Source organism: Acinetobacter sp. UBA991 (assembly GCF_002292065.1).
GTDB lineage: Bacteria > Pseudomonadota > Gammaproteobacteria > Pseudomonadales > Moraxellaceae > Acinetobacter > Acinetobacter higginsii.
Genome location: NZ_DBBF01000001.1, coordinates 13,784 through 34,510, shown reverse-complemented (window position 1 = coordinate 34,510; position 20,727 = coordinate 13,784). Strand labels below are relative to the sequence as shown.

General features: G+C 39.9%; 14 protein-coding genes. 7 read left to right on the top strand and 7 right to left on the bottom strand.

Annotation, left to right across the window (positions count from 1 at the left end):
* Positions 1 to 58 precede the first annotated feature (58 nt).
* Both estB and oxyR read left to right on the top strand, forming a co-directional pair.
* A complete protein-coding gene (gene estB, locus B2727_RS00105; RefSeq protein WP_005202467.1) occupies positions 59 to 1,003 on the top strand; it encodes an esterase EstB in 945 nt (314 codons plus the stop codon).
* A gap of 6 nt (positions 1,004 to 1,009) precedes the next feature.
* The gene (oxyR, locus tag B2727_RS00100; protein ID WP_005202466.1) at positions 1,010 to 1,915 is read left to right on the top strand and encodes a LysR family transcriptional regulator OxyR; all 906 of its coding nucleotides are present in this window, start codon (positions 1,010 to 1,012) and stop codon (positions 1,913 to 1,915) included.
* A gap of 59 nt (positions 1,916 to 1,974) precedes the next feature.
* Here oxyR and dusB read toward each other — a convergent pair whose 3' ends face one another.
* Complete coding sequence (dusB, locus tag B2727_RS00095; protein WP_291345762.1) at positions 1,975 to 2,991, bottom strand: tRNA dihydrouridine synthase DusB; 1,017 nt, start codon at positions 2,989 to 2,991, stop codon at positions 1,975 to 1,977.
* Positions 2,992 to 3,138: 147 nt separating this feature from the next.
* On the opposite strand from dusB, the gene B2727_RS00090 reads away from it, so the two are divergent.
* Complete coding sequence (locus B2727_RS00090) at positions 3,139 to 4,755, top strand: tyrosine-type recombinase/integrase (protein WP_291345714.1); 1,617 nt, start codon at positions 3,139 to 3,141, stop codon at positions 4,753 to 4,755.
* Positions 4,756 to 4,759: 4 nt separating this feature from the next.
* Here B2727_RS00090 and B2727_RS00085 read toward each other — a convergent pair whose 3' ends face one another.
* From B2727_RS00085 to B2727_RS00075, 3 genes are read right to left on the bottom strand one after another with little or no spacing between them, the layout of a single operon-like run.
* A complete protein-coding gene (locus tag B2727_RS00085) occupies positions 4,760 to 5,269 on the bottom strand; it encodes a hypothetical protein (RefSeq protein ID WP_291345712.1) in 510 nt (169 codons plus the stop codon).
* A complete protein-coding gene (locus tag B2727_RS00080; protein WP_174498793.1) occupies positions 5,266 to 5,850 on the bottom strand; it encodes a glycoside hydrolase family 19 protein in 585 nt (194 codons plus the stop codon). The genes B2727_RS00085 and B2727_RS00080 overlap by 4 nt, the downstream gene beginning before the upstream one ends.
* The gene (locus B2727_RS00075; RefSeq protein WP_042890510.1) at positions 5,850 to 6,230 is read right to left on the bottom strand and encodes a hypothetical protein; all 381 of its coding nucleotides are present in this window, start codon (positions 6,228 to 6,230) and stop codon (positions 5,850 to 5,852) included. Before B2727_RS00075 ends, B2727_RS00080 begins: the two co-directional genes overlap by 1 nt.
* A 140-nt stretch (positions 6,231 to 6,370) precedes the next feature.
* On the opposite strand from B2727_RS00075, the gene B2727_RS00070 reads away from it, so the two are divergent.
* Positions 6,371 to 6,991 carry a DUF4124 domain-containing protein gene (locus B2727_RS00070; RefSeq protein ID WP_291345706.1) on the top strand — a complete coding sequence of 207 codons (621 nt, stop codon included), beginning with the start codon at positions 6,371 to 6,373 and terminating at the stop codon, positions 6,989 to 6,991.
* 32 nt (positions 6,992 to 7,023) lie between these two features.
* Here the strand turns inward: B2727_RS00070 and B2727_RS00065 are convergent, their stop codons facing one another.
* Positions 7,024 to 7,341, bottom strand: coding sequence for an Arc family DNA-binding protein (locus tag B2727_RS00065; RefSeq protein ID WP_010112787.1), 318 nt, complete (start codon positions 7,339 to 7,341; stop codon positions 7,024 to 7,026).
* A 110-nt stretch (positions 7,342 to 7,451) separates the two neighbouring features.
* Here B2727_RS00065 and B2727_RS00060 point away from each other — a divergent pair, with 110 nt between their 5' ends.
* The 3 genes from B2727_RS00060 (at position 7,452) to B2727_RS00050 (ending at position 8,696) form a co-directional block, all read left to right on the top strand.
* Positions 7,452 to 7,607 carry a hypothetical protein gene (locus B2727_RS00060; protein ID WP_171057658.1) on the top strand — a complete coding sequence of 52 codons (156 nt, stop codon included), beginning with the start codon at positions 7,452 to 7,454 and terminating at the stop codon, positions 7,605 to 7,607.
* A gap of 79 nt (positions 7,608 to 7,686) precedes the next feature.
* Positions 7,687 to 7,977: a hypothetical protein gene (locus tag B2727_RS00055; protein ID WP_151835264.1), complete on the top strand. Its 291-nt coding sequence runs from the start codon at positions 7,687 to 7,689 to the stop codon at positions 7,975 to 7,977.
* On the top strand, positions 7,974 to 8,696 hold the full coding sequence (locus B2727_RS00050; protein WP_291345690.1) for a phage antirepressor KilAC domain-containing protein: 723 nt from the start codon (positions 7,974 to 7,976) through the stop codon (positions 8,694 to 8,696). The genes B2727_RS00055 and B2727_RS00050 overlap by 4 nt, the downstream gene beginning before the upstream one ends.
* Before the next feature lie 58 nt (positions 8,697 to 8,754).
* Here the strand turns inward: B2727_RS00050 and B2727_RS00045 are convergent, their stop codons facing one another.
* Both B2727_RS00045 and B2727_RS00040 read right to left on the bottom strand, forming a co-directional pair.
* Positions 8,755 to 8,964 (bottom strand): hypothetical protein, encoded by a 210-nt coding sequence (locus B2727_RS00045; RefSeq protein WP_010112791.1) that lies wholly within the window; start codon positions 8,962 to 8,964, stop codon positions 8,755 to 8,757.
* A gap of 107 nt (positions 8,965 to 9,071) precedes the next feature.
* A complete protein-coding gene (locus B2727_RS00040; RefSeq protein ID WP_291345686.1) occupies positions 9,072 to 20,654 on the bottom strand; it encodes a PLxRFG domain-containing protein in 11,583 nt (3,860 codons plus the stop codon).
* Between the last annotated feature and the right edge of the window lie 73 nt (positions 20,655 to 20,727).

Sequence of the window (20,727 nt, the reverse complement as noted above, 5' to 3'; positions counted from 1 at the left end):
AAAGAATTTCCTTCAAACTCTCTAAGCAATAAGAAGAATTCAATTTGGAACGAAGATCATGAACAGTGCCCTCCAATTTAACGTGTCACCATATGCTTCTTTTATGCAGGAAACCAAAGTTACTTTGGGCAATGGCATTGAACTACATGTTGAAATGGGCGGAAATCCTGAGCATCCAACCATCTTATTGATCATGGGCCTAGGTGCACAAATGCTGTTTTGGCCTGATTTCTTCTGTAAAGCCTTAATCGATCAAGGTTTCCGTGTAGTTCGCTTTGATAATCGCGATATCGGTTTATCTTCTAAAATTCGTAATAAGGGCAAACGACTCAATACCATGAAACTGATGAGTCGTTTCATGTTTGGACTTCGCAATGAAGGTGCACCTTATACCTTATATGATATGGCCGATGATGTAGCAATGTTGATTGATCAACTTGGCATCGAGAAATCCTATATTATTGGTGCCTCAATGGGCGGAATGATTTCACAGATTGTTGCTGCGAAATATCCAGAAAAAGTAGAAAAAATAGGTTTGTTATTTACCAGTAATAATCAGCCGTTTTTACCTCCGCCTTTTCCAAAGCAGCTTTTTAGCTTATTGGGTAAACCTGAAGGGCATGATGAAGAAACAATTATTAATCATAGTTTAAATGTTTTCCGTATTATCGGTTCACCTGGTTATGTCAATCCAGTCGAATCAATTCAAACCATTCGCAAATTATATCGACGTAGTTTCTATCCAGCGGGTGTACTTCAACAATTTTTAGCAATATTATGTACAGGTTCTTTGTTACCATTGAACAAAACGATTACTCAGCCGACATTGGTTGTACACGGATCAAAAGATCGCCTGTTACCACCAAGTCACGGGAAAGCTGTTGCAAAAGCAATTTCGGGTGCTAAGTTTGAATTAATTCAAGGAATGGGGCATGATATTCCTGCACATTTCATTCCGCAACTTAGTGGTTTGTTTACTCACCACTTTAGATCATCACACTAGGACACTATGGCTGCATTACCCTCATTAAGACAGCTATCATATTTAGTTACGTTGTCAGAAACTTTACATTTTACTGAAGCAGCGCGTCGTTCCTTTGTTACCCAGTCAACATTGTCTGGTGGCATCATGGAATTGGAGCGTTTATTAGGTGGGGTCTTAGTTGAGCGTGATCGTCAAAACGTCCGTTTAACCCCATTAGGTGAGCAAGTGGTGGCGCGAGCGCGAGTGTTGCTTGCCGATGCCCAAGACCTGATGCGTTTAAGCCGAGAGATGAGTGAACCATTAACAGGTGATTTACATCTCGGTATTATTCCAACCATTGCACCTTTTATTCTGACTCAACTCTTAGATGAAGTTCATCAGCAATTGCCAAAAATCCAGCTACACTTACATGAAGCACAAAGTGAGAAGATTGTAGAGAAGTTGGAACATGGTAATTTAGACATGATTGTACTTGCACTTCCGTTTGATACGCGCAGTTTAAAAGTTGCTGAAATTGCCAAAGAACACTTATTCCTTGTGTATAACAAGAAAGATACCAATGCAGCCAATGCAAATTCTCTCGATGATTTGGATCTATCTCGTTTAATGCTGCTTGAGGAAGGTCATTGCTTACGCGACCATGCTTTAAGTGCCTGCCCTGTTGGTGAGCGCAAAAATGATCATCGCTTAAAAGCAAGTTCATTACCAACGCTGGTTGAAATGGTATCGTCTGATTTAGGCTTTACTCTTTTACCTGAGATCGCGCTTAAAAACAGTATGATTCATTTCAATCAAGATATTGATGTGAAAGCGATTGAAGCTGCACCAAGCCGTACATTGGCTTTAGTGACCCGTAAAAGCACACCATTACAAAGTGAGTTTGATGTGATCTTGCAGATTCTGCAAAAAATCACGGCTCATTTATCGTAATAAAAAAAGCCTGTAATTCAGATCGAATTACAGGCTTTTCAATACAATTAAAATAATTATTAAATATCCAATAAATTCACTTGTTCAACTTGTACATCACTCATACGTAGACCTTGATCAAGTAATTCATCGAAATATGATTCCACCACTTTGGCTTGATCAGCCGTATTTTCAACTTTATACATATTCTGACGGAACTCGTTACTTGAGCGTAAGCCTTTGGTATACCAAGCAATATGCTTACGGGCAATACGACAGCCTGAGTATTCACCATAGAAATCATACAGCTCAGCCAGATGCCCCAATAATACTGCTTTGACTTCTGCAATATCAGGCGCAGCAAGATGCTCACCTGTTTTTAAGTAATGAGCAATTTCTCTGAATATCCAAGGTCGGCCTTGGGCTGCACGCCCAATCATAATGGCATCTGCACCCGTATAATCCAGTACATATTTGGCTTTTTCGGGACTATCAATATCACCGTTGGCAATCAATGGGATATCAATCAATTCTTTAACCTGCTTAATCAGCTCATAACGTGCAGTATTCAAATACATATCTTCACGGGTACGACCATGCAAGGCTAAGGCTGCAATTCCAGATTCTTCAGCACGTTTGGCCACACGTAAAATATTTTCATGGCCATTTAAAAAACCTAATCGGGTTTTTAAAGTGACTGGTACATCCACTGCAGAAACTACGGCATCGAGAATACGCGCAACGAGATCTTCGTCTTGTAATAAAGCCGAACCTGCAAGTTTGTTACATACTTTCTTAGCTGGGCAACCCATATTGATATCAACAATCTGCGCACCATTCGCCACTTGATAACGTGCTGCTTCAGCCAGTTGCTCTGGATCCGAACCTGCGATTTGTGCAGAGATTGGTGCAAGCTCACCATCAAAATTAGCCCGATAAAGACTCTTTTTACTCATACGTAGTGTCTTGTCTGCAGTCATCATTTCACTGACCGCATGCCCTGCACCAAAGTATTTGCACAGCGTTCTAAAAGGACGGTCCGTAACGCCAGCCATCGGGGCGACAAAAATAGGGGAATGCTTTGATTTATCAAACAATTCTGCAATTACGTTGTTTTTACTCAATTTTCACTTTCCCATATTCTCAAAGGTTTTACATCATTTTCAATCATTCTTAACTATTCTTTACGCCTTATTTGCGCCATAATCACCCTTGTGGCGTAAATCCAACTTTATGGCGTAAATATGGGAACAATTGCAGAACGAACTACAGCAGATGGTAAAACTCGATACAGAGCTCAAATACGAATAACTCGTAAAGGCTTACCACCATTTATTAAAACAAGAACTTTTGCAAAAGAGTCATTAGCCAAAGAATGGATTAAGCGACTTGAAGCAGAGATTCTGGTTAATCCTGCTATTCTAAATCCAGAAGCTAAGGTTGTGTCAAAAACTTTAGAACAATTCATCACTCAATATTTAGATGAAATTAGTGATGAATTTGCTGATACCAAAACTGCAGCACTAAAAAATATCTGTAATTATGATATTGCCCATAAAGATGCTTATACCCTTTCACGTCAAGATTTCTCATCATTTGCCATTGAACGACGAAAAGGCAATCCAATTGAAATGATAGATGGAGTTGCCCCAGCAACTGCATTAAAAGATTTATCCCATATCTCATCGGTCCTAAACCATGCTGAACTTGTATGGGGTGAAGATGTTGCACATGCAAAAAATGAATTGTCACATTCGCTGATCGGTCTAAAAAAAGCTCGTATTGTTACTAAATCAAAGGAACGTGATCGTTTAATCACATCAGAAGAACTTCATATTCTGACCAATCACTTTTATAAAGGCTGGAAACGAGTTCGCAATGCCATTCCTATGCACCTGGTCATGTGGCTTGCGATCTATACAGGTCGTCGTGAAGGTGAACTATGTGAAATGCGTTTAGCTGATTTTGACAAAAAAAATAGTCAATGGAAGATCAGAGACGTTAAAAATCCAGATGGATCCAAAGGAAATCATAAGTTTGCCCATTTAGAGCCTAATGCCCTCCTCATTATTGAAGAATTACTTGAACCTTCTACTCGAAAAAGAATGCTCGAGCTGGGTTATAGTGATGAGCTTTTATTACCTGTCAATGTACAGACAGTCAGTGATTATTTTCGTAGAGCATGTCGTTTAAATGGAATTGAAGATTTAAGGTTCCATGATTTACGCCATGAAGCTGCAACACGCTATGCAGAGGATGGCTTTACGATACCGCAACTTCAAACAATTACATTGCATTCATCATGGAATAGTCTTAAACGGTATGTAAACCTAAGAAAACGTGGCGAACGTTTAGATTATCAGACAGCTATTCAATTTGCCCGACAACAATATGACGATAATTATTCTAAATTTGCTTTAAAACAAAGGTATGTATCAGCTGCTGATATTGCGGATGCAGAGGAAGCTTATTCTCAAGTTCAAACACCTGACGTTATAAATACTGAATTTTCTTTTATTAAAGAACAGTTGGAAAGATTTATGAAATCATTCCGCCCGACTAAAAGTGTTAAAGATATGTATAAAGAAAAATCCAATATACAGAACATATTTGCATGGAATGATGTGCAACAATCTTTTGTGGTCCCATACATACAAAATGCTTGGGAAAATTGGTTTAATGATAATGGGACTATTGATTGGAAACACCTTCCAAATGATACGACTCACTTTAGCATCAAAGGGTTAGACGTATTAAAAATTGAAAATGAACGTGTGTACAAATGGGAAAAAGAAATAGAAAAATGGTTTGATATTACTAAATATTTTGATGCTGATATTTCAAATCTTATCAAGAAATAAACCCTCAATTGAGGGTTTTATTTAGTTCTGGCCAACTTTCATTTAATCGCCTGACATCAATGACGTGTCCATCAGCTTTTTCTGCCAAACTTCTATATTCTGTTGTGCAGCTTTCGAGTAATTCTGAGTTGGCAATGGTGTAGTTAATGATGGTTTGCTTGGGAGCACTGGACAAACGTTTGTTGGCTTCACTGAGTTGCTTTGACATGCTATCAGCTGAAAACTGAGCATTACGAGCATCACTATTGGCAGCTTGGATTTGTTTAATTGCATTTTGTTCAACCTCTATAATTTTAGCTGACCATGTTTTCATAATGGTGGCTTTTTCCTCTTGAGCCTGATCAATTGCATCTTGATAAGGCTTAATAGCATCAGCTATTGCTTTAGTTTTAACTTTTTCAGAATCTGCCAATTTTCCAGCAAGAGAATTGGCATAAAAAACATAGCCAAAGATAAATATCATCAAGCCTAAAATGATGTATTTGTAAAATTTACCTAACACGGCATCAATCATTTAAACCACCCTTTAATCATAGAAAGTTTATTTTTACGATCATCAAAGCCATTTAAACCGCCATTAATACGACGAGTAATCGTGGTTACATCATCATAATCTGCAAATACATTTAAGTTATTTTCAGACCAGTATTTGCAAGCTACAAGCATTCCAACACTTGGCAGCGCAACAATTGCAGGGTTATTTTCAAAGTCAATTCCAAGTTCTTGACCATACTTACGATAATTAGCTCGACCAGTTAACTGGATTGGTCCTCGACCTTTATAACGCACACCGTCGCCTTTGTTTACATTACCTAAGTCTTTTCGACCTTCATAAGCTACACCTGAAGCAATTTCTTCCATATAGCGAAAATTTCCGCTTTCATGAGCAAGTTGAGCAAAGAAATGACAAAAGCGTAACTGCGTCTTGATTGAATATGTCTCTAAGTGCACATTTGCTGCTAATGCTAATTCAGTAGCTCGTGCAGGATTAGCACCAAGTTTTTGAAATACAGCTGTTAAAGTATTACGCCCAAGAATTCCATCAGCTTTCACGCCAACGGCTTTTTGAAGTTGTGTAATATCAAGAGTATTCATCAATTTTTCCCACCTTTACCATTACTAAGTATTGAAATAAAGGCAGCTTTGACCTCACTAATAACCTCGGATAAAGGCTTACCCTGCATCAGTGCAATGGACTGATAAAGAATGCCAATCCCTAATAATCCAAAAACTGCAAACATAAGCATCACAAAGCCTTGAGCCATGTGAGAATATTTTGATAATTCGTAATATTCAATAAATGCTGAACCGCCATAAAGGCTGACTGAAACGCTGAATAAAAACTTGCCTATAACACCCAAAGAAACTTGAATTTTTCCGTTTTTATCAATATCACCACTTAATACCAGGGCAAGAATAGCCCCCACTACGGCAGGCACAACTTTGATGATCCATGGAATTGTGTTTTCTTGCATAACTTGCCCCGAAATAAAACTCTACTTTATTTCGTAGAGTTTTATTTAAAGGTGGTTATTTAGCGAACCTTACAGGGGGTTGATACTGCTCTAAAATTAATCTATCGTAATTTCATATAATTATTATCTTTGAGATGCGCATGAGTGTATTAAAATTTACAGCATTTGTTTTGCTATCTATCCCAGTAAATCTATATGCAGGGGTTTACAAATGGGTTGATGCAAAAGGTAATGTTACCTATTCAAGTAAGCCACCACCTAAGGGTGCTAAGCAACAGAATATAGAAACTTTACGATCGTTGGGTACAACCAGTACACCAGCACCTAAACAAACTTATCGCTCTAATTCATCCATTCCTGACACGTATGTAAATCACTATCAGGGCACTCGTCAAAATACTTATACTGTGCCTCGTCAGCCTACACGCTCTGCTGAAGATGAAGCATTGCGCCAAAAAATTATTCAGGAAGCTAGTACGCCATATAAAGGTTCTCAAAATGGTCAGTTAACCGCAAACCAATTAAGAACCCTAGCAGCAATGAATGGTGTAAATGTATCGAGTGGTGATAGTTACTCAAACTCAAACAACTCTTACTCTGCACCTATGCCACAACGTCAACCATCCACAATAACCAACTGTGATGGTGCAGGATGTTGGGGTTCAGATGGCACACGCTATAATCGTGGTGCAGGTGATACATATTTTCCATCTACTGGTGGTGTATGCCAAAATGTCGGCGGACAAATGCAGTGTAATTAAACAATTAAAGCCGACATCAAGTCGGCTTTTTTTTAATTCAATTGATTAATTAATTCTAACATTCTGCTTTTCGATGGATCGTCATCAGGTAGCTTTTCAGCTAGTTTGAGTACAAGAAGATTAGAGATTTCTAATTGTTTTTTAATCATATCATTTTTTTCTTCAACAGCCTGCATGTATTCAGAAACTAATGCTGAAGGAATATTGTTTTCAAAGCTCTTTTCAAGACGTGCAACAATTTCTTGATTCATAGAACGATTATTTGCTTTTGCTGTATTTACAATTTTCTCTCTAAATTCAGGTGATACTCGAACTTTGAGCGTCACAACACTGTTTTGATCTTCACTCATGAAAAATTAACCCAAATAAAACGAATATTACCCCCAAAATGGGTCTTGACCAATAACCCCAAAATGGGTACTATAAATCAACACCCCATAATGGGGACTAGGAGAAGATAGTGGAGAATGAATTTGTTTATGTGAAAGTTCGCTTAGAAGAAGAACTTCACAAAGAACTTAAGGTTATTGCTAATTCAGAAAAACGCTCAATGGTATTTCTATTGAATGAGGCAGTTAAATTATTAATTGAAAATAGAAAGAGTGCGAAAGCATGAAATCAACAGGTACAAAAAAACCTTGCCCGACTACCAATCAAACGCAAGGTCTAGTTGCCATCACAAAGGATGAATACCTATGAACAATATAACCCAATTCACCCAAGACAAGCAAGTTCAGGTCAGTGAACAGCAATTACGGAGTTTGCTTGAATTTGTGCGTATCGCAAATAATCGTTTTGATGAAATTTCAGCATTAACAACTGTAATTGCTGAAAAGTCAGAACTATCTCCAACAATTAAAACTTTGGCACATTTAGCTTCATCAATAGCAAATAACTTTCAAGATATTTGTGTTGAAGAATTTGATAACTTCAAAGAATGCTCACCTGACTTGGTAAAGTTTTTTGCAGAGGAGTTGGCAGCATGAATGCAATTGTTCCTGTACAAATTCAAATGATGACAAGTTTGGAAATTGCTGAACTTGTTGAAAAACGCCATGACAATGTTAAGCGTACTATTGAAACGCTTGTAAACACTAGCGTTATTGTTCAACCTCAAATTGAGGATGAACAATCTACTGATAAAATGGGTCGTACTCGTACTACTCAAGTTTATGTATTCACAGGTGAACAAGGTAAGCGCGACAGTATTATCGTGGTTGCCCAACTTTGCCCAGAATTTACAGCTCGCTTGGTAGATCGTTGGCAAGAACTTGAAGCTCAAGTTGCTCAACCAGTATTTGATATTTCAAATCCTTATCACCTACTACAAGCAATTGAAACTCAGGCAAAACAAAATATTGAACTCACCCAAAAAGTTGAAAAACTTGAACCTAAAGCTCAAGCACTCGATATCATTGCTGAAACAGTACATACCTACTGTATCCGTGAATGTGCCAAAACAATTGGAATAAAAGAAAAGGATCTCATTAATCTTTTACTTCAAAAAAAATGGTGTTATCGAGATGCTGAAAAGAAATTACAACCACATGCACAGTATGTGTTGAATGGTGTTTTTACCAATAAAGCATCACCAGTAATCAAAAATCAAAATGATGGTCAAGAGCGTGTATTTTTACACATGCGAGTGACAGCATTTGGCTTGACTAGGATTACAGGTTTAGTAAATAAGGAAAAACTCAAATAAAATCCAATAAAGAAGCCACCATAAGGTGGCTTCTTTCACAAACTTGTCGACAAAAACATTATAGTTTTTTAACCATAATTGCATCTATTGATCTATGCCCTGTTTGACTTTCCCGATGAGGCTTTATCTCAATACCTAGTTCAAATTTATTATCTTCTAAAAAGTCATTCAACTCTTCAAACTCTTGGGATGTATGATCTTTGAAAAATTTTACACCTTTTGGATGCATAGCCTGAAGTTCTTCAAAAATTAAATCATAATTAATCATAATTATTTCATCTGTTTATAAAGTGAGTTTAATTTTTCACTAGTTTAAATTTTTATTCAATATAGAAAATGAACAAAGCGACCTAGTCAGTCGCTTTGTAGTTTTTACTAATCCGTTTCAGCAAATCGTCCATAATCACCAATATCACGATACTTCTTAGAAAGATAAACGCCATTTTCAGCATCACGAATACGTTTGGCATTTTGATGATAACTTTGCATTAAATTTATACGGTTAATCCGTAACTTAGGATTAACCTCATTAAATTCCTGAATATCTTTCCATGCAGAGTCCATGCCCTCTTGATCATCATTGCGTTTAGCTCGGACCCAATTTGCTGTTAATTTGGATTTACGTTTTTGCAGAGCTTGTTGTTGTTGATAGATCGCTGATTTACCTTCATATGCTGTACGCACCTGACTTGGTGAGAAACCAATTGTCTGGCTGAATATTCCTGCACCTGATACTGGATGACCATCCAAAATATCCACACCTGTTTTATCCTGTACACCTTCAGTCGCATACCGATACGCCTTAAAAGGATTTTTTGCAAAAGTAGGTAACATTTCTTCAAGAGCACGAGCATAATTCCCCTGGCCAAGTTCTTGTATACCCTTTGCTATGTTTGCCCCCATCCCGACTGTTGCACCCATATTGCCTAAGATTAACTGTTCATAAAGCTTTTGCCCCTCTAAACCATCGGGTGCTCTAGCTAAAAACATACTATCCAAACCCACACGACCAGAAATATCGGCAGGTGTACCACGAGACAAGCCTTTCATCACTAAATTTGAAAAAGTTGGGCTAGTCATATCGGCCAAACCATTACGTAAAGCTACTTCTGCATCCCATGGATCATCTCCACCCCCTGCCATTCCAACAAGACCAGATGCTATAGCTAGTATTGTAGTTACCATTGGTAGTCCAAGAACACCTGCTGCCAAAGCGTGAGTTACAAGTATTGCACTGATCGCCCTTGCAGCTTCTATTCTTTCCTCTTTAGTGTGGTTTTTACCAATTAGAGCGATGTAAGACTGACGTGCAATGGTATAGATCATATTCTGTCCAAATTGCTTGAACAAAAAAATGACTTTGGCTACGTTACCCTGCATAAATCTGGCACGGTTAGAAGCTGAATAATCAAAATGCCCATCGTAAGTCATCTTTACTGCTTGTTTATATGCATCATGATCTGCCATACCGCTTTCTTTAGATAATCGATACGCAGCGATAAAAGTCACTTCACGGTTAAAACGTTCAGCATGATGAAACATAAGAGATGCCGCGCGCATGATAGGTCTCATCTTCCACATCACGCCACTATCTTCACCCTGAGCAATCCCTGCTAAATCATGTGCCTGTGTTACATCAATCACACCAGCAGAAACAGCTTTTTCATAAGCCTGCTTTTCATGTTCTTTTAATACTTTTGCTATATCTGGATCAATTGAATCACTAAGACTATTTCTGAAACTCTCCAAGTCCGTAAAATCAGGCATCTCAAACCCAACACCTTTGGCATAATCGCTAGACGCTCCTAAAAGTGCTATACCTGCTTTATCAAATCCAAATTTTGCTCCAAGAATAGGATATGCAACAAGTGGGGTTTGCAGAATATTCACCATTGCAGCTGCTGGTGACAACCCAAGAAAATAGATAAATCCCATACTGGTTAAAAGTGAAGATACAGCATTCCCTTTTGCATTCATTAGATTTTTATGGCGCTTATTCATTTCATCAATGACTGCGGATGCTAAAGGCTGCCTATAACTAGGATCCTTTTTGATTTGAGCCTTAGCATATTCTTCCATTTCATCTAGCTGTGCTGTAAGTTGATCACCATAGCGCAACTTAGCCAAATAACTTGCCCCACTTGACATATTTTGCGCAAAAGCACGTCTAGCATTATTACTAAATCCCGCAGTTCCTTTACGGTGAATACCATGTTTTGCCCAACTTAAATCAGGCATGGAAGATAAATATAGCTGCCCCAATGTATCTTCAAATTCAGCTTGTTTTTTTGCATCTAAGCCAAGATTACCCACCTCATCAAACAGGTCTGACATGAAGCCACGCCCAACCTTATCACGTAAGGCGTTATACTCTTGATCACGGATAACAGAATCCACTTTTAATTGAGGATATTTTTCTATCAATTGCTCACGTAAAGCCTTCGCCTCATTTTCAGTTTCAGCACGACTAATGCTCTCCACATCACCATTCTGATTACGTGCCACAACGACATATTGACCAAAACGAGCCAATGGAAAATAAACACCTTTAATTTGACCAAAAGAACCTTCGATTTTTTTCAATAAATCAGCTTTTCTCTCACTACTCAAAGCAGACCTTAAAATACGCTCCCTGACCGCCTCACGTACTTTGGCATAATGCCCACTATAAGCATCACGTGCTTTTTTATACATTGTTCGAGCTTCAGGAGATAAAGCGTTGTAAGCTTTATATAATTGCTGATACTTAACTTTATCATCACCTGACTGGTATGGCTTGGCTGGGTCGATCTGAGCCAAAGTGGCTTCATGCATTAAGTCAGCCAATGCTTCTTCTTCTGTTTTAGAGTTAGGGTCATTCTTATCGATTCTTTTATTTAACTTAGCCCACTCACGCACAATATTATCTGCATGAGCAGCTATATCATTTTTATCAGCATCCATCTGATGCACCAAGTCATTATATACAGATAACTGAGGTAGAATTTTTTTATAAATATCTGTGATCTGCATACGACTCAGAAACATCAAACCATATTTCATTGCATCAGCCATACTTGGTAGTTTAAAGTTGCCACTGTACAAATTTTTAATATTTTCACTTAGGCGATCAGCAACATCATTTGAAGATCGGCTAAATCTAATATCTGAACTTTCACTATTAAATGTGCCTTTATTCCCCTCAGCCATTTTTACTTGATTAGGCTCTAACGCAACAATATATTCTTGATTTTCAAACTGATGAACAATTCCCTGATATTTCCCAGAAGTTGTCGCTTCTACAACTTCATCACGTGAAACATTACCTGTAGTTTTGAACACATTCCGAATGTTTACAAATAATGGAAGTACAAAGCCATTTTCCCCACGGATATTGGCGTATACATCTGCTGTATCAAAACTATCAGTTAAGTAAATGCCATCCCCTAATAAGCCATGACCCTGCTTAAATTCATTAAACTCGGTGGCAGTACCATGATAAACAACCTTAGGCTCCCCATTTTCATCTAATACCTGTGAAGCATTTGCTGCATCATTTTCCCAATCACCAAACCATTTCTTAAATTCTGGTGTCCGGACTTGTAACCATTGTTGTTCTGAAAGATGTGTCTTTGCACCGTTTGGTGCTGTCATCCATTGATTTGTACCATGATATTTTTGACGAATTAAATCCAATGATGATTGATGTTTAATTTGCCCAATCATACGCTCTGATAATGCAAGCATATCCGACGGATTCAAATTAAGATTGATACCAAAATTATCAAATACCCATGCTTTTACATACGAAACAATATTGTTAATCAACTTTTGCAGTGCATTCCGTTGAATCACATTACGTTGTTGCATAGTAGATGAAAGAGTTAATAAATATGGTAAATATTCAAGCTGCTGACGTTCAGAGCCTTGTTCACGTTCTGCAAGCATCTTTGCAGCTAAAGCAACAGGATTACCCTGCTCAACCAATTTATTAAATTGATTCATCAATTCATTATATTGTTTTTGGTTCATCATATTTTGAAAACCAGCATGACCACCCAACTCATGTAAGAATGTTGGCACTGTGCTTTCAGCAGTCAGATTCGATGCAACGAGTACCGCTTTACCGTTGTAATAGAAGCCCTCAACACCTTCAACCTGATAATCCTGAATAATCTCAAGCTTACCTTGTCGTTCAAGCTCATTAATGGTCTCTTTACCAAAACGATCAATCAACACATCTCGTACTTGTTGAGTTGTAGAACCTGAATTACTTTTAGTGCCACGGCTATAAAGTGGAGTATCAGAATTGTTCTTAGATGAAAATTCTTGATTTTTATATTTACCAAAATAGCTTCGATCAACTACAGCCTTACGAGCTTCTGACAAAAACATCATCAAATCGGCATCATTGTAACGTGAAAGGAATTTATCAAAGCCACGATCACGGAACCATTGACGGATATATCCTATAACTTCTTTTAGCTTTTGACGCACAAAAGGACGTGACTTGGCATTTTGAGCGACAAAGGCAAATAATTCGCCGACTAAAGACTGCTGCACATCAGATTCAGTATAGATTTCATCTTTGACCGCCTGCATACGTGGGTTAATATACACATCATTAAACTGCTGCATATCCACGCCATTATCTTTGGCTATTTTGCGAATACCCTCCAGCCCACCAAGCGCATTAAACAATTGTTGTAACTTAGTTTTATATTCTCGACCAAATATCTGTTGTACACCAAAATGTCCAACCACCTCATGTAAAATCAATTCCTCATACATTTCAAAAGTGGTCTGCTGAGTGCTATTATTACCCTGAATATCACCTGCATTGATATAGAGTGTACCGTTATGCCATACGCCCAATACATCATATCGCTTGGTTTCACCATTCTCGCCCTGGTAGCGATTATCTTCTTGTATCGCAGACGGCAAGCCATCAAACGACTCAACCACCTGAACCATAAAGCTATGGCTATCCAAACCTTTGACTTTGTTGACCCCGACCCTTTGCCCCCCAACGACAATCCGCCCCCGAACAGAGGCATCTATTTGTGCAGTAACTATTTTGAGATGCTGAAGAACAGAAAGGACTCTACGGGTAGCACTGACAACGGATAAGGGAGTAAAGGTCGTGTCTAATGGTGAAGCGCCTCTACGCTCGTTATCAGGTTTTAATTTGTCACGACTATAAAGTTTAATCCCTGTTTCTGTTTCTTCTGTTTTTAGTGTATCAACCAAATCAGAAAACTTTGCATTGATTGCTTTTCGTTCTGTACCAGTAGGAAATGGTCGCTTAAAACCCCATGGGGTAAAAATCGCAGCACTCTCAGGGCCAAAATTCAGAAACGGACTGTAGCCACTATTTTGAGAAATTTTATCTTCTACATACCCTTGGAATGCACGTGCTGTCATTTCAGGAGTAGTAATCCAATAATCTGTACCGCGTCCCTGATCTAACTCTTTTGCGTTCATAGCAAAATCCGTTGGTATCATTTTCGCTTTCTCTGTACCATTTTGAGCTTCTGCCAATAGTTTGAGGCGTTGGGCATAGGTATTCATGTATTGACGTAATCGGTCTAGTACACCCTTTTGTTCAGCATTAAACCCTGATCTACCACGGACAGATTTATAAATCACACTCAATTTATCTAGGGCATCATTAGACCAACGTGCACCACTAAATATATTTCGACTATTCTTATTATTGTTGTGACGTATTTCCGTAGTAAGTGCCGTACCTGTAAGCAATAACTCAGCAACCGTATCAAACTCAGCCAGCTGTTCAGCTGAGGCAGCTTTGTTAAAGCGCTTGTAATATTTTGGATCAAGCTCACGATTAAGATCAGCACGTAACTTATCTAATTGATCTTTTAAGTTGTTTCTCGCAGAACTAACGAAGCTTTCAACCTTAACAGTATCATCAATATAGTTTTCAGATTTTCTAAAAATTGTCTGTACCAATTGTTTATAGGCTTCTTGCACATCTTCACGAACATTTGATTTATAAGAGAATCCAGAAGTGACGCTCATATCTTCAAAGTGTTTTGCAATCTTTAATGATCGACTGCCATCCGCGTTCGTTACCCATTCAGATGGGGCTTTGCCATCTTGTCGACCAAAATAGTGATCTAATGCATGCCACCATTCATGAGCTAATGAACCTGCGCCATTCAATTTGGTCAAGTTAATCACAGCACGTTCGGGTTCATAGTGCGCCTTTGCACCACTTAATCCTTGCCCTCTGGCACCAAACGCTAAAGCGAGTTCCCCATTTAGGCTAATTGCTGCAGGTGGGATATTTAAAATCTCAGCCAAGTCCATGAGACCATCAAAGGCATCATTTAATAGCTCTTGGCGTTCTGCCTGATTATTCCAGTTCCCAAATTCAACACCACGGAAACCAAACACACGAATAAAATCGGCATCTTTAGCATCACCTTTACGGCTATCTAGTCCTTTTCTTACCGTATTTTCAGGTCGAGGAAGATCAATTTCCCCAAAAGTTGTATTGGTTTCTAGAATTTCAATCGCATGGATTGCCATATATTTCATAGCATCTTCACGTGTTTGAAATTCTTGTTCGACAACTTTAACGCGCTTCCGATCACTAATTTCACGATAGATAGAAAAGCTATCTTTTCCAGCAGCCCACACACGATGCTTTTGAGCTACAGCTAGAATTGGTAGTGCAAGTTCAGCATCTTTTTGAGAATCAAAAAATTGTTTGCCTAGTTGCTTGGCATTCCCCTTCCAATCCTTTTTTCTTGTATCCGTGATAATCCATTTACCAACTTCATTTGGATTACTTGAGGCAGCAATTTCAGTAATCTCAAATCGCTTGGCCCAAGTTGGACGATTGTCCTTTGTAGTAGTGCCAGAGGTTTTGGGGCCAGTCTTCACTGAAGTATCTTTACGAGCACCACCAATTTTTTCACCAAAATCTTGAATCGTTTCTTTTTCAGATGTTGGAGCTGTCTTCTTTAAGGCTTTTGTAGGCTCTGATTGTTCTTGCGCTGTTTCACTTCTTGGGCCAGTTCCTCGTCCTGATCGTCCACCGCCAACTGTGCCAGCGTCTGGTTCATTAGATTGCGGGCTAGTGAAGATGTCTTGTTGCTTTTCGGCTTCACTTTGTCTGAGTTTTTCATGTACTTGTCCTAAAATTTGTTCATTGCTTAAAGGTGCATCACCAAACAGATTAGGTGTCGCTTTTGCAGTCATAGCCAATTGCGCATACGACTTTAATGCTTCTGCAACTTTCTGGCTGCTACGCGCTTTTTCCAGTTTATCACCACGATAGAAGATACTAACGAAGTCTTTTGTTACCTGGTCAATACTTCCGTTAAAAATATCGTCCTGGTTTAGCATTTCAGATAAGGATAAATTTTGCTGACGTGCTTTGCGTACCAGATGGACCGCTTCAACCAAATTGGCTTCGACGTTTACGCCTTCAACCAGGATACCTTCCTGTACACCTTTACGGACTTGCGCCCATTGTGGTGCCGCTTCAATCAAAGCATTACCAATGGCTTTAATATCGCTGTCTTTGGATTCAATCACCTGGCTAATGATTTGAGCATCATTAAAAGCAGCTGCAAGCAAGGCTGATTCAATACGGCGATAACCGTCCTGGGTCAGTGATACGCCATCTTTATCAAGCATGGTGCCGCGTTCATTCTTAGATGCTACACCGGTTAAAAAGGCGTTCACAAACTCACGATTGGCTGTGTTGTTAAAGCTGCCCCCTTGTACCAGGTGTAAAATATCCATCACCTTTGGCGCATCCGACATAGCCTGTTCACTTGGACTCATATCCAGTGTGTCGCGCTCGTTGGATTCTGTTGTGTAGGCTACACGCTCAGCCATGTTCATTGATGTGATACGCTCACGCACCAATATCGGCTGCTGCATGTTGGCTACGTCATAACCCTGTTCAGCCAACCATGCTTTGTATGCGTCTGCTTTGCCTATTTGGTAGGCTTTGCGAATCGCCAGTGTACGACCATTACCGCTTTCAACTTCATTGTCAGACGACACGATAGGCGCACCATTGGTAGAGCTTGCACTATCACCCAATAATTTAGGGTTAAGTTTGTTGGCAATGTCATTGACCTGGGTAATGGATTTTAAAGTGGTGCGGTCACGTGGTTGTAAGGCTTGTGGGTATTCTGCATTAATTGCACCGCTGTCCAGATTTGATGTGATTAAGTCGCTTGCTTCAACGACTTTGTGGCGCACCTCAAATTCACGACCTGCAGGTGTAACAACCGTTTCTGTTTTGCTCTGTACTGTATTTGACTGTTGTTGTGGATTATCGAGTTTTGCTAATTCTGCACGAACGGTTTCTGCACTATCCATGCCCTGAATATCCGCACCCATATCCTCCATCATGTCACGTGCACCGTTATACCAACTACGCAGGTATGGACGGATCTTTTCGACACTCACATCAAGATCATTCGCAATATTTTTAGCTAATGCTGCAAACTTACGTGCACCACGTTCAATATGGTAAACCGCAAGTTCCGCACCAATAGCCATGATTTCAGGGTCAATACCACTATTCAGTTGTGATAGCTTGGCTTTTAGACGAGCGCGTAATTCCGCTGCACGATCATCGGATACTAACGTGTTTTTAGAAGGTTCGACTTTTGCTTTTGGCTTTTCAGGTAGATATTTTTGTTCCTGTGCTTCCGCTTTCTTCTCAATCTCACGTGCCTGACGTAATGCCACCGCTCGATCTGAAACAGAGCGTAATCCGTTCTTAGCACTAGCTTGTAGTTTTTTAAAAAGTGGATGCTCAGGATCAGCCTTGGCCAAAGCCTTGTTCATTTCCTCTTGCCATTTGTTGACAGGGTGTTGTGGTTCTATTTTTTGTCCACTTTCAGCCACTGGTTTAGAGGTATCTGAATTTTTTAACCAATCTTTAAATTGATCTTTAGACATTTGAGTAACAGGACCAACCTTCCAACCTTTGTCAAAATTGGATTTATATGCAGTAATGGCTTCCTCCTGGCTGTCAAAACCAAGCATCACCTTATGCTCATCAAATCTACCGCTGCCCTGATCAATCTGATCTACAATGAATACATTTTCAGATTCAGGATTTTTACCTACATAGGTATCAATATGCTCTTGATCAGCACCAGTAGTACGCTTGATGTATCCGTAATGGTCGCTCATATTATGCGACCATTCGTTACCATCTGGATCAGTACCACTGCGCTCGGATCCTTGCGGATTCTCCACGGCAATATCCAGGTTATTTACTTTGATGTGACCTTTCTTGTAGTTGCCGGCTTCGATCTGTGCCTGTGTCGGTGCAGGTAAATCATTTTGCACACTGGTCGCGGCTTCATGTGCTGCATTATCTAAATCAGACTGTTCGTTATTCCCTACCCATTCACCGCTATGTGGGTCCTTAACCGCAGTCACCTTGCCCATGAAGTTACGCGCATCATAGTCAATCTTGTAATTCGGATTGTTCTTGATCTTCTCGTATTCACGATCAGATAATTCATAACTGCCCGATGTTTCAATTTCGTCGGCAATAGAAGTCACACGCGCATTGGTCAGGCCATGCGTTTCACGGACACGATCATTTTCAGCTGTGAAGATTTCAGGATTGGCTTCACGAATACGTTGACGTACTGCATTCACACGTGCAGTCGCTTGTTCCATTCTTTTAAATTCGCCACTCAGGTTCTCAGCGGTTGCCTTTCGTGGTTCATCTAAACTTACTTCGCTTTGTGCCTGGTCTGCTAAACCGTTTTGCAGTTCGGCAATCTGTTTGCGGATCTGTGCCTTTTTCGGTACGCTTTTTTCAGTAGCAAGCTGCTGTTCCAGGTCTGAAATTTTCGCTTGCACCGGAGCTGCTTTATCTTGCACCGGAGCTTGGACTTTAGGCTGAATCTCAAAACGCTTGCCGTCTTGGACCACCTGGTAATCATTGCCTAAATTTTTCTTATCAAGAAACGCTTGTGCTTTATCCTGGTTGCCAAACCATTTATTTTTACCGTCGGCACCTAGAATAGGCTCTACAGTTCGATTTTGTGAATCACCTGCAGTTGTTCCGATAGTAGAACTGCTTGTCGCTGCTGCTTCATTTTCGCCTGATAAAACGGAGTTATTCCCGACGGTGTTGAGGTTATTACGATCTGGCTGCCCTTGTGCAGCTTGTGAAGGCTCACTAATTCCTGAAATTGAATTGACGCTATCGCTTCCTCCTCCTGACGTATTTTTTCCCTCATTTCCGATAGTATTTGAAAGGAGTGCTGTATCTCCTGGTCGCTCAAGGTTGTTGCCTTTGCTGTCATCTGCGTTACTGTTTGCAACGGTGGAAATAGATCCTGATGTTTCTCGAAGCTGCGAATTGCTTGTTTCTCCAAGAGGTCCATTACTTGAAGATCCGGTACCTGATTCATTGCTTGAGCTATTTTCGTTTGGCGCATTAAGTAGACCTGCTGCTGTCGTTAAAGGTGAATTATTATTTTCATTCTGTGCCGCTGCTGCAGCCGCTTGCTGCATCTGTGAAGATACACCGGTATCCACGGCCAAAGCTGCGGCTGTAGACAATGGACCCTCATTAGGATTCAAGCCCATACGCTGTGAAGGCGTTTGGTTCAACGGTGGTACTTCGTTTAACAGATCATCAAAGGCTTGATCACTGTCAAAGTAATTACCATTCGGTGCCGGTGGTGTATCTGGGCTGACTGGATTACCAGTTGCTGCACTGCCATAATCAAAGCCATTATTGTTTAATAAATTATCAGCATCCATTGATGGCTGATCATAAACAAAAGCTGTGCGGCCTTGGTTACCCCCCTGTGACACATCTTCACGTGGGATATATTCACCGGTCAATGCACTATTTGGGTTTGAACCTAATTGTGGAGGTGCCGATGGTAAATTAGGTGAACCTGATTGTTGTTGGCTATCTTGTGACCCTGTGTCAGATCGACTATTCCACCAATCACCAGTTTTACCCGCACCACTGACTGTACCGCCCATTGCCATACCAGCCAAAGTACCCATGACTGCTGCATTTTCAACACCATCATGCCAAGGCTTATCTAATGCCAAGTTCTGTAAAATTTGCTCTGAAACGGATTGAGGTAATTCTTCTAAAAAGCCTTCTGAAATTGCACCTTTGATCACAGCAGTTGGAATTGCACTCATCGGTGTCTTAGCGATTTCCTCACCCACTTGTTGCGTGGTTAAGCGCCCTGTTTGCATGGCTGTATCAACATCTGATAAGCCCATTTTCTGAGCAAGACGACCACCAGCATAGCCAAACAAGCCACCAAGGGCACCAGTAGCCGCACCTGCTAAAGATTGATCTGCGGTTAAGCGTCCATCTACGGTTTCTTGGCGAATTTGTTCAGCTTGGCTACCTGCCATAACTGCACCTTCACCAACAGCACCAGCTACAACTGGATTGGCTATACCAGAAGCACGACCTAATACACCACCCAGTAGCATTGAAGGGAGAGATTCAGCAACAGTATTTGTGATAAGTGATGGGTTGTTGATGGCATTTTTTGTTATATCAACAGCATTGTCGAATTTTTTACCAACCTTTGTTGCGAAGTCGTCACCTTCCTCAATTTTTCGATTGCCAATATTTGCAGAATCTTTTAATTGTTGTTGGTATTGCTCAGACTGCCAACCTGTCATTACATTTTTGGCAGCTTTTGGGTCGTAACCAAGTTTTTCGGAAAGTATTTTACCTGTAGCACCATCGGACATCATGTCACTTAGACCGACTGCTACCTCACCTACGGCTACCGTACCCTTGCCAAGAAAGGAAACTGCATGATCTTTTGCTTGACCAAGAAAACCTTTATCTTTAGGTCGGTCTGTCTTTTCTTCGCTCCAGTTTTGTTCCCAAGGCTTTTTATTGGTAGAGTCAGAATTATTTGCAGTTGGTTGATTCCAATTTTGTTCCCAAGGTTTCTTTTGCTCAGACATGACAAACTCCTATTAGCATGTCATGTATGTTCTAGTTTAAATACTTTTTAGTCGAACCTTATAGGGGGATAAA

Excerpts from the sequence above, each read along its gene's own strand:
- B2727_RS00050 (WP_291345690.1), top strand. The coding sequence starts at position 7,974 with ATGAATGCAATTGTTCCTGTACAAATTCAAATGATGACAAGTTTGGAA.
- B2727_RS00080 (WP_174498793.1), bottom strand. The coding sequence starts at position 5,850 with ATGAATACTCTTGATATTACACAACTTCAAAAAGCCGTTGGCGTGAAA.
- B2727_RS00070 (WP_291345706.1), top strand. The coding sequence starts at position 6,371 with ATGAGTGTATTAAAATTTACAGCATTTGTTTTGCTATCTATCCCAGTA.
- estB (WP_005202467.1), top strand. The coding sequence starts at position 59 with ATGAACAGTGCCCTCCAATTTAACGTGTCACCATATGCTTCTTTTATG.
- B2727_RS00075 (WP_042890510.1), bottom strand. The coding sequence starts at position 6,230 with ATGCAAGAAAACACAATTCCATGGATCATCAAAGTTGTGCCTGCCGTA.
- B2727_RS00045 (WP_010112791.1), bottom strand. The coding sequence starts at position 8,964 with ATGATTAATTATGATTTAATTTTTGAAGAACTTCAGGCTATGCATCCA.
- B2727_RS00090 (WP_291345714.1), top strand. The coding sequence starts at position 3,139 with ATGGGAACAATTGCAGAACGAACTACAGCAGATGGTAAAACTCGATAC.
- B2727_RS00040 (WP_291345686.1), bottom strand. The coding sequence starts at position 20,654 with ATGTCTGAGCAAAAGAAACCTTGGGAACAAAATTGGAATCAACCAACT.
- B2727_RS00085 (WP_291345712.1), bottom strand. The coding sequence starts at position 5,269 with ATGATTGATGCCGTGTTAGGTAAATTTTACAAATACATCATTTTAGGC.
- oxyR (WP_005202466.1), top strand. The coding sequence starts at position 1,010 with ATGGCTGCATTACCCTCATTAAGACAGCTATCATATTTAGTTACGTTG.
- B2727_RS00055 (WP_151835264.1), top strand. The coding sequence starts at position 7,687 with ATGAACAATATAACCCAATTCACCCAAGACAAGCAAGTTCAGGTCAGT.
- B2727_RS00065 (WP_010112787.1), bottom strand. The coding sequence starts at position 7,341 with ATGAGTGAAGATCAAAACAGTGTTGTGACGCTCAAAGTTCGAGTATCA.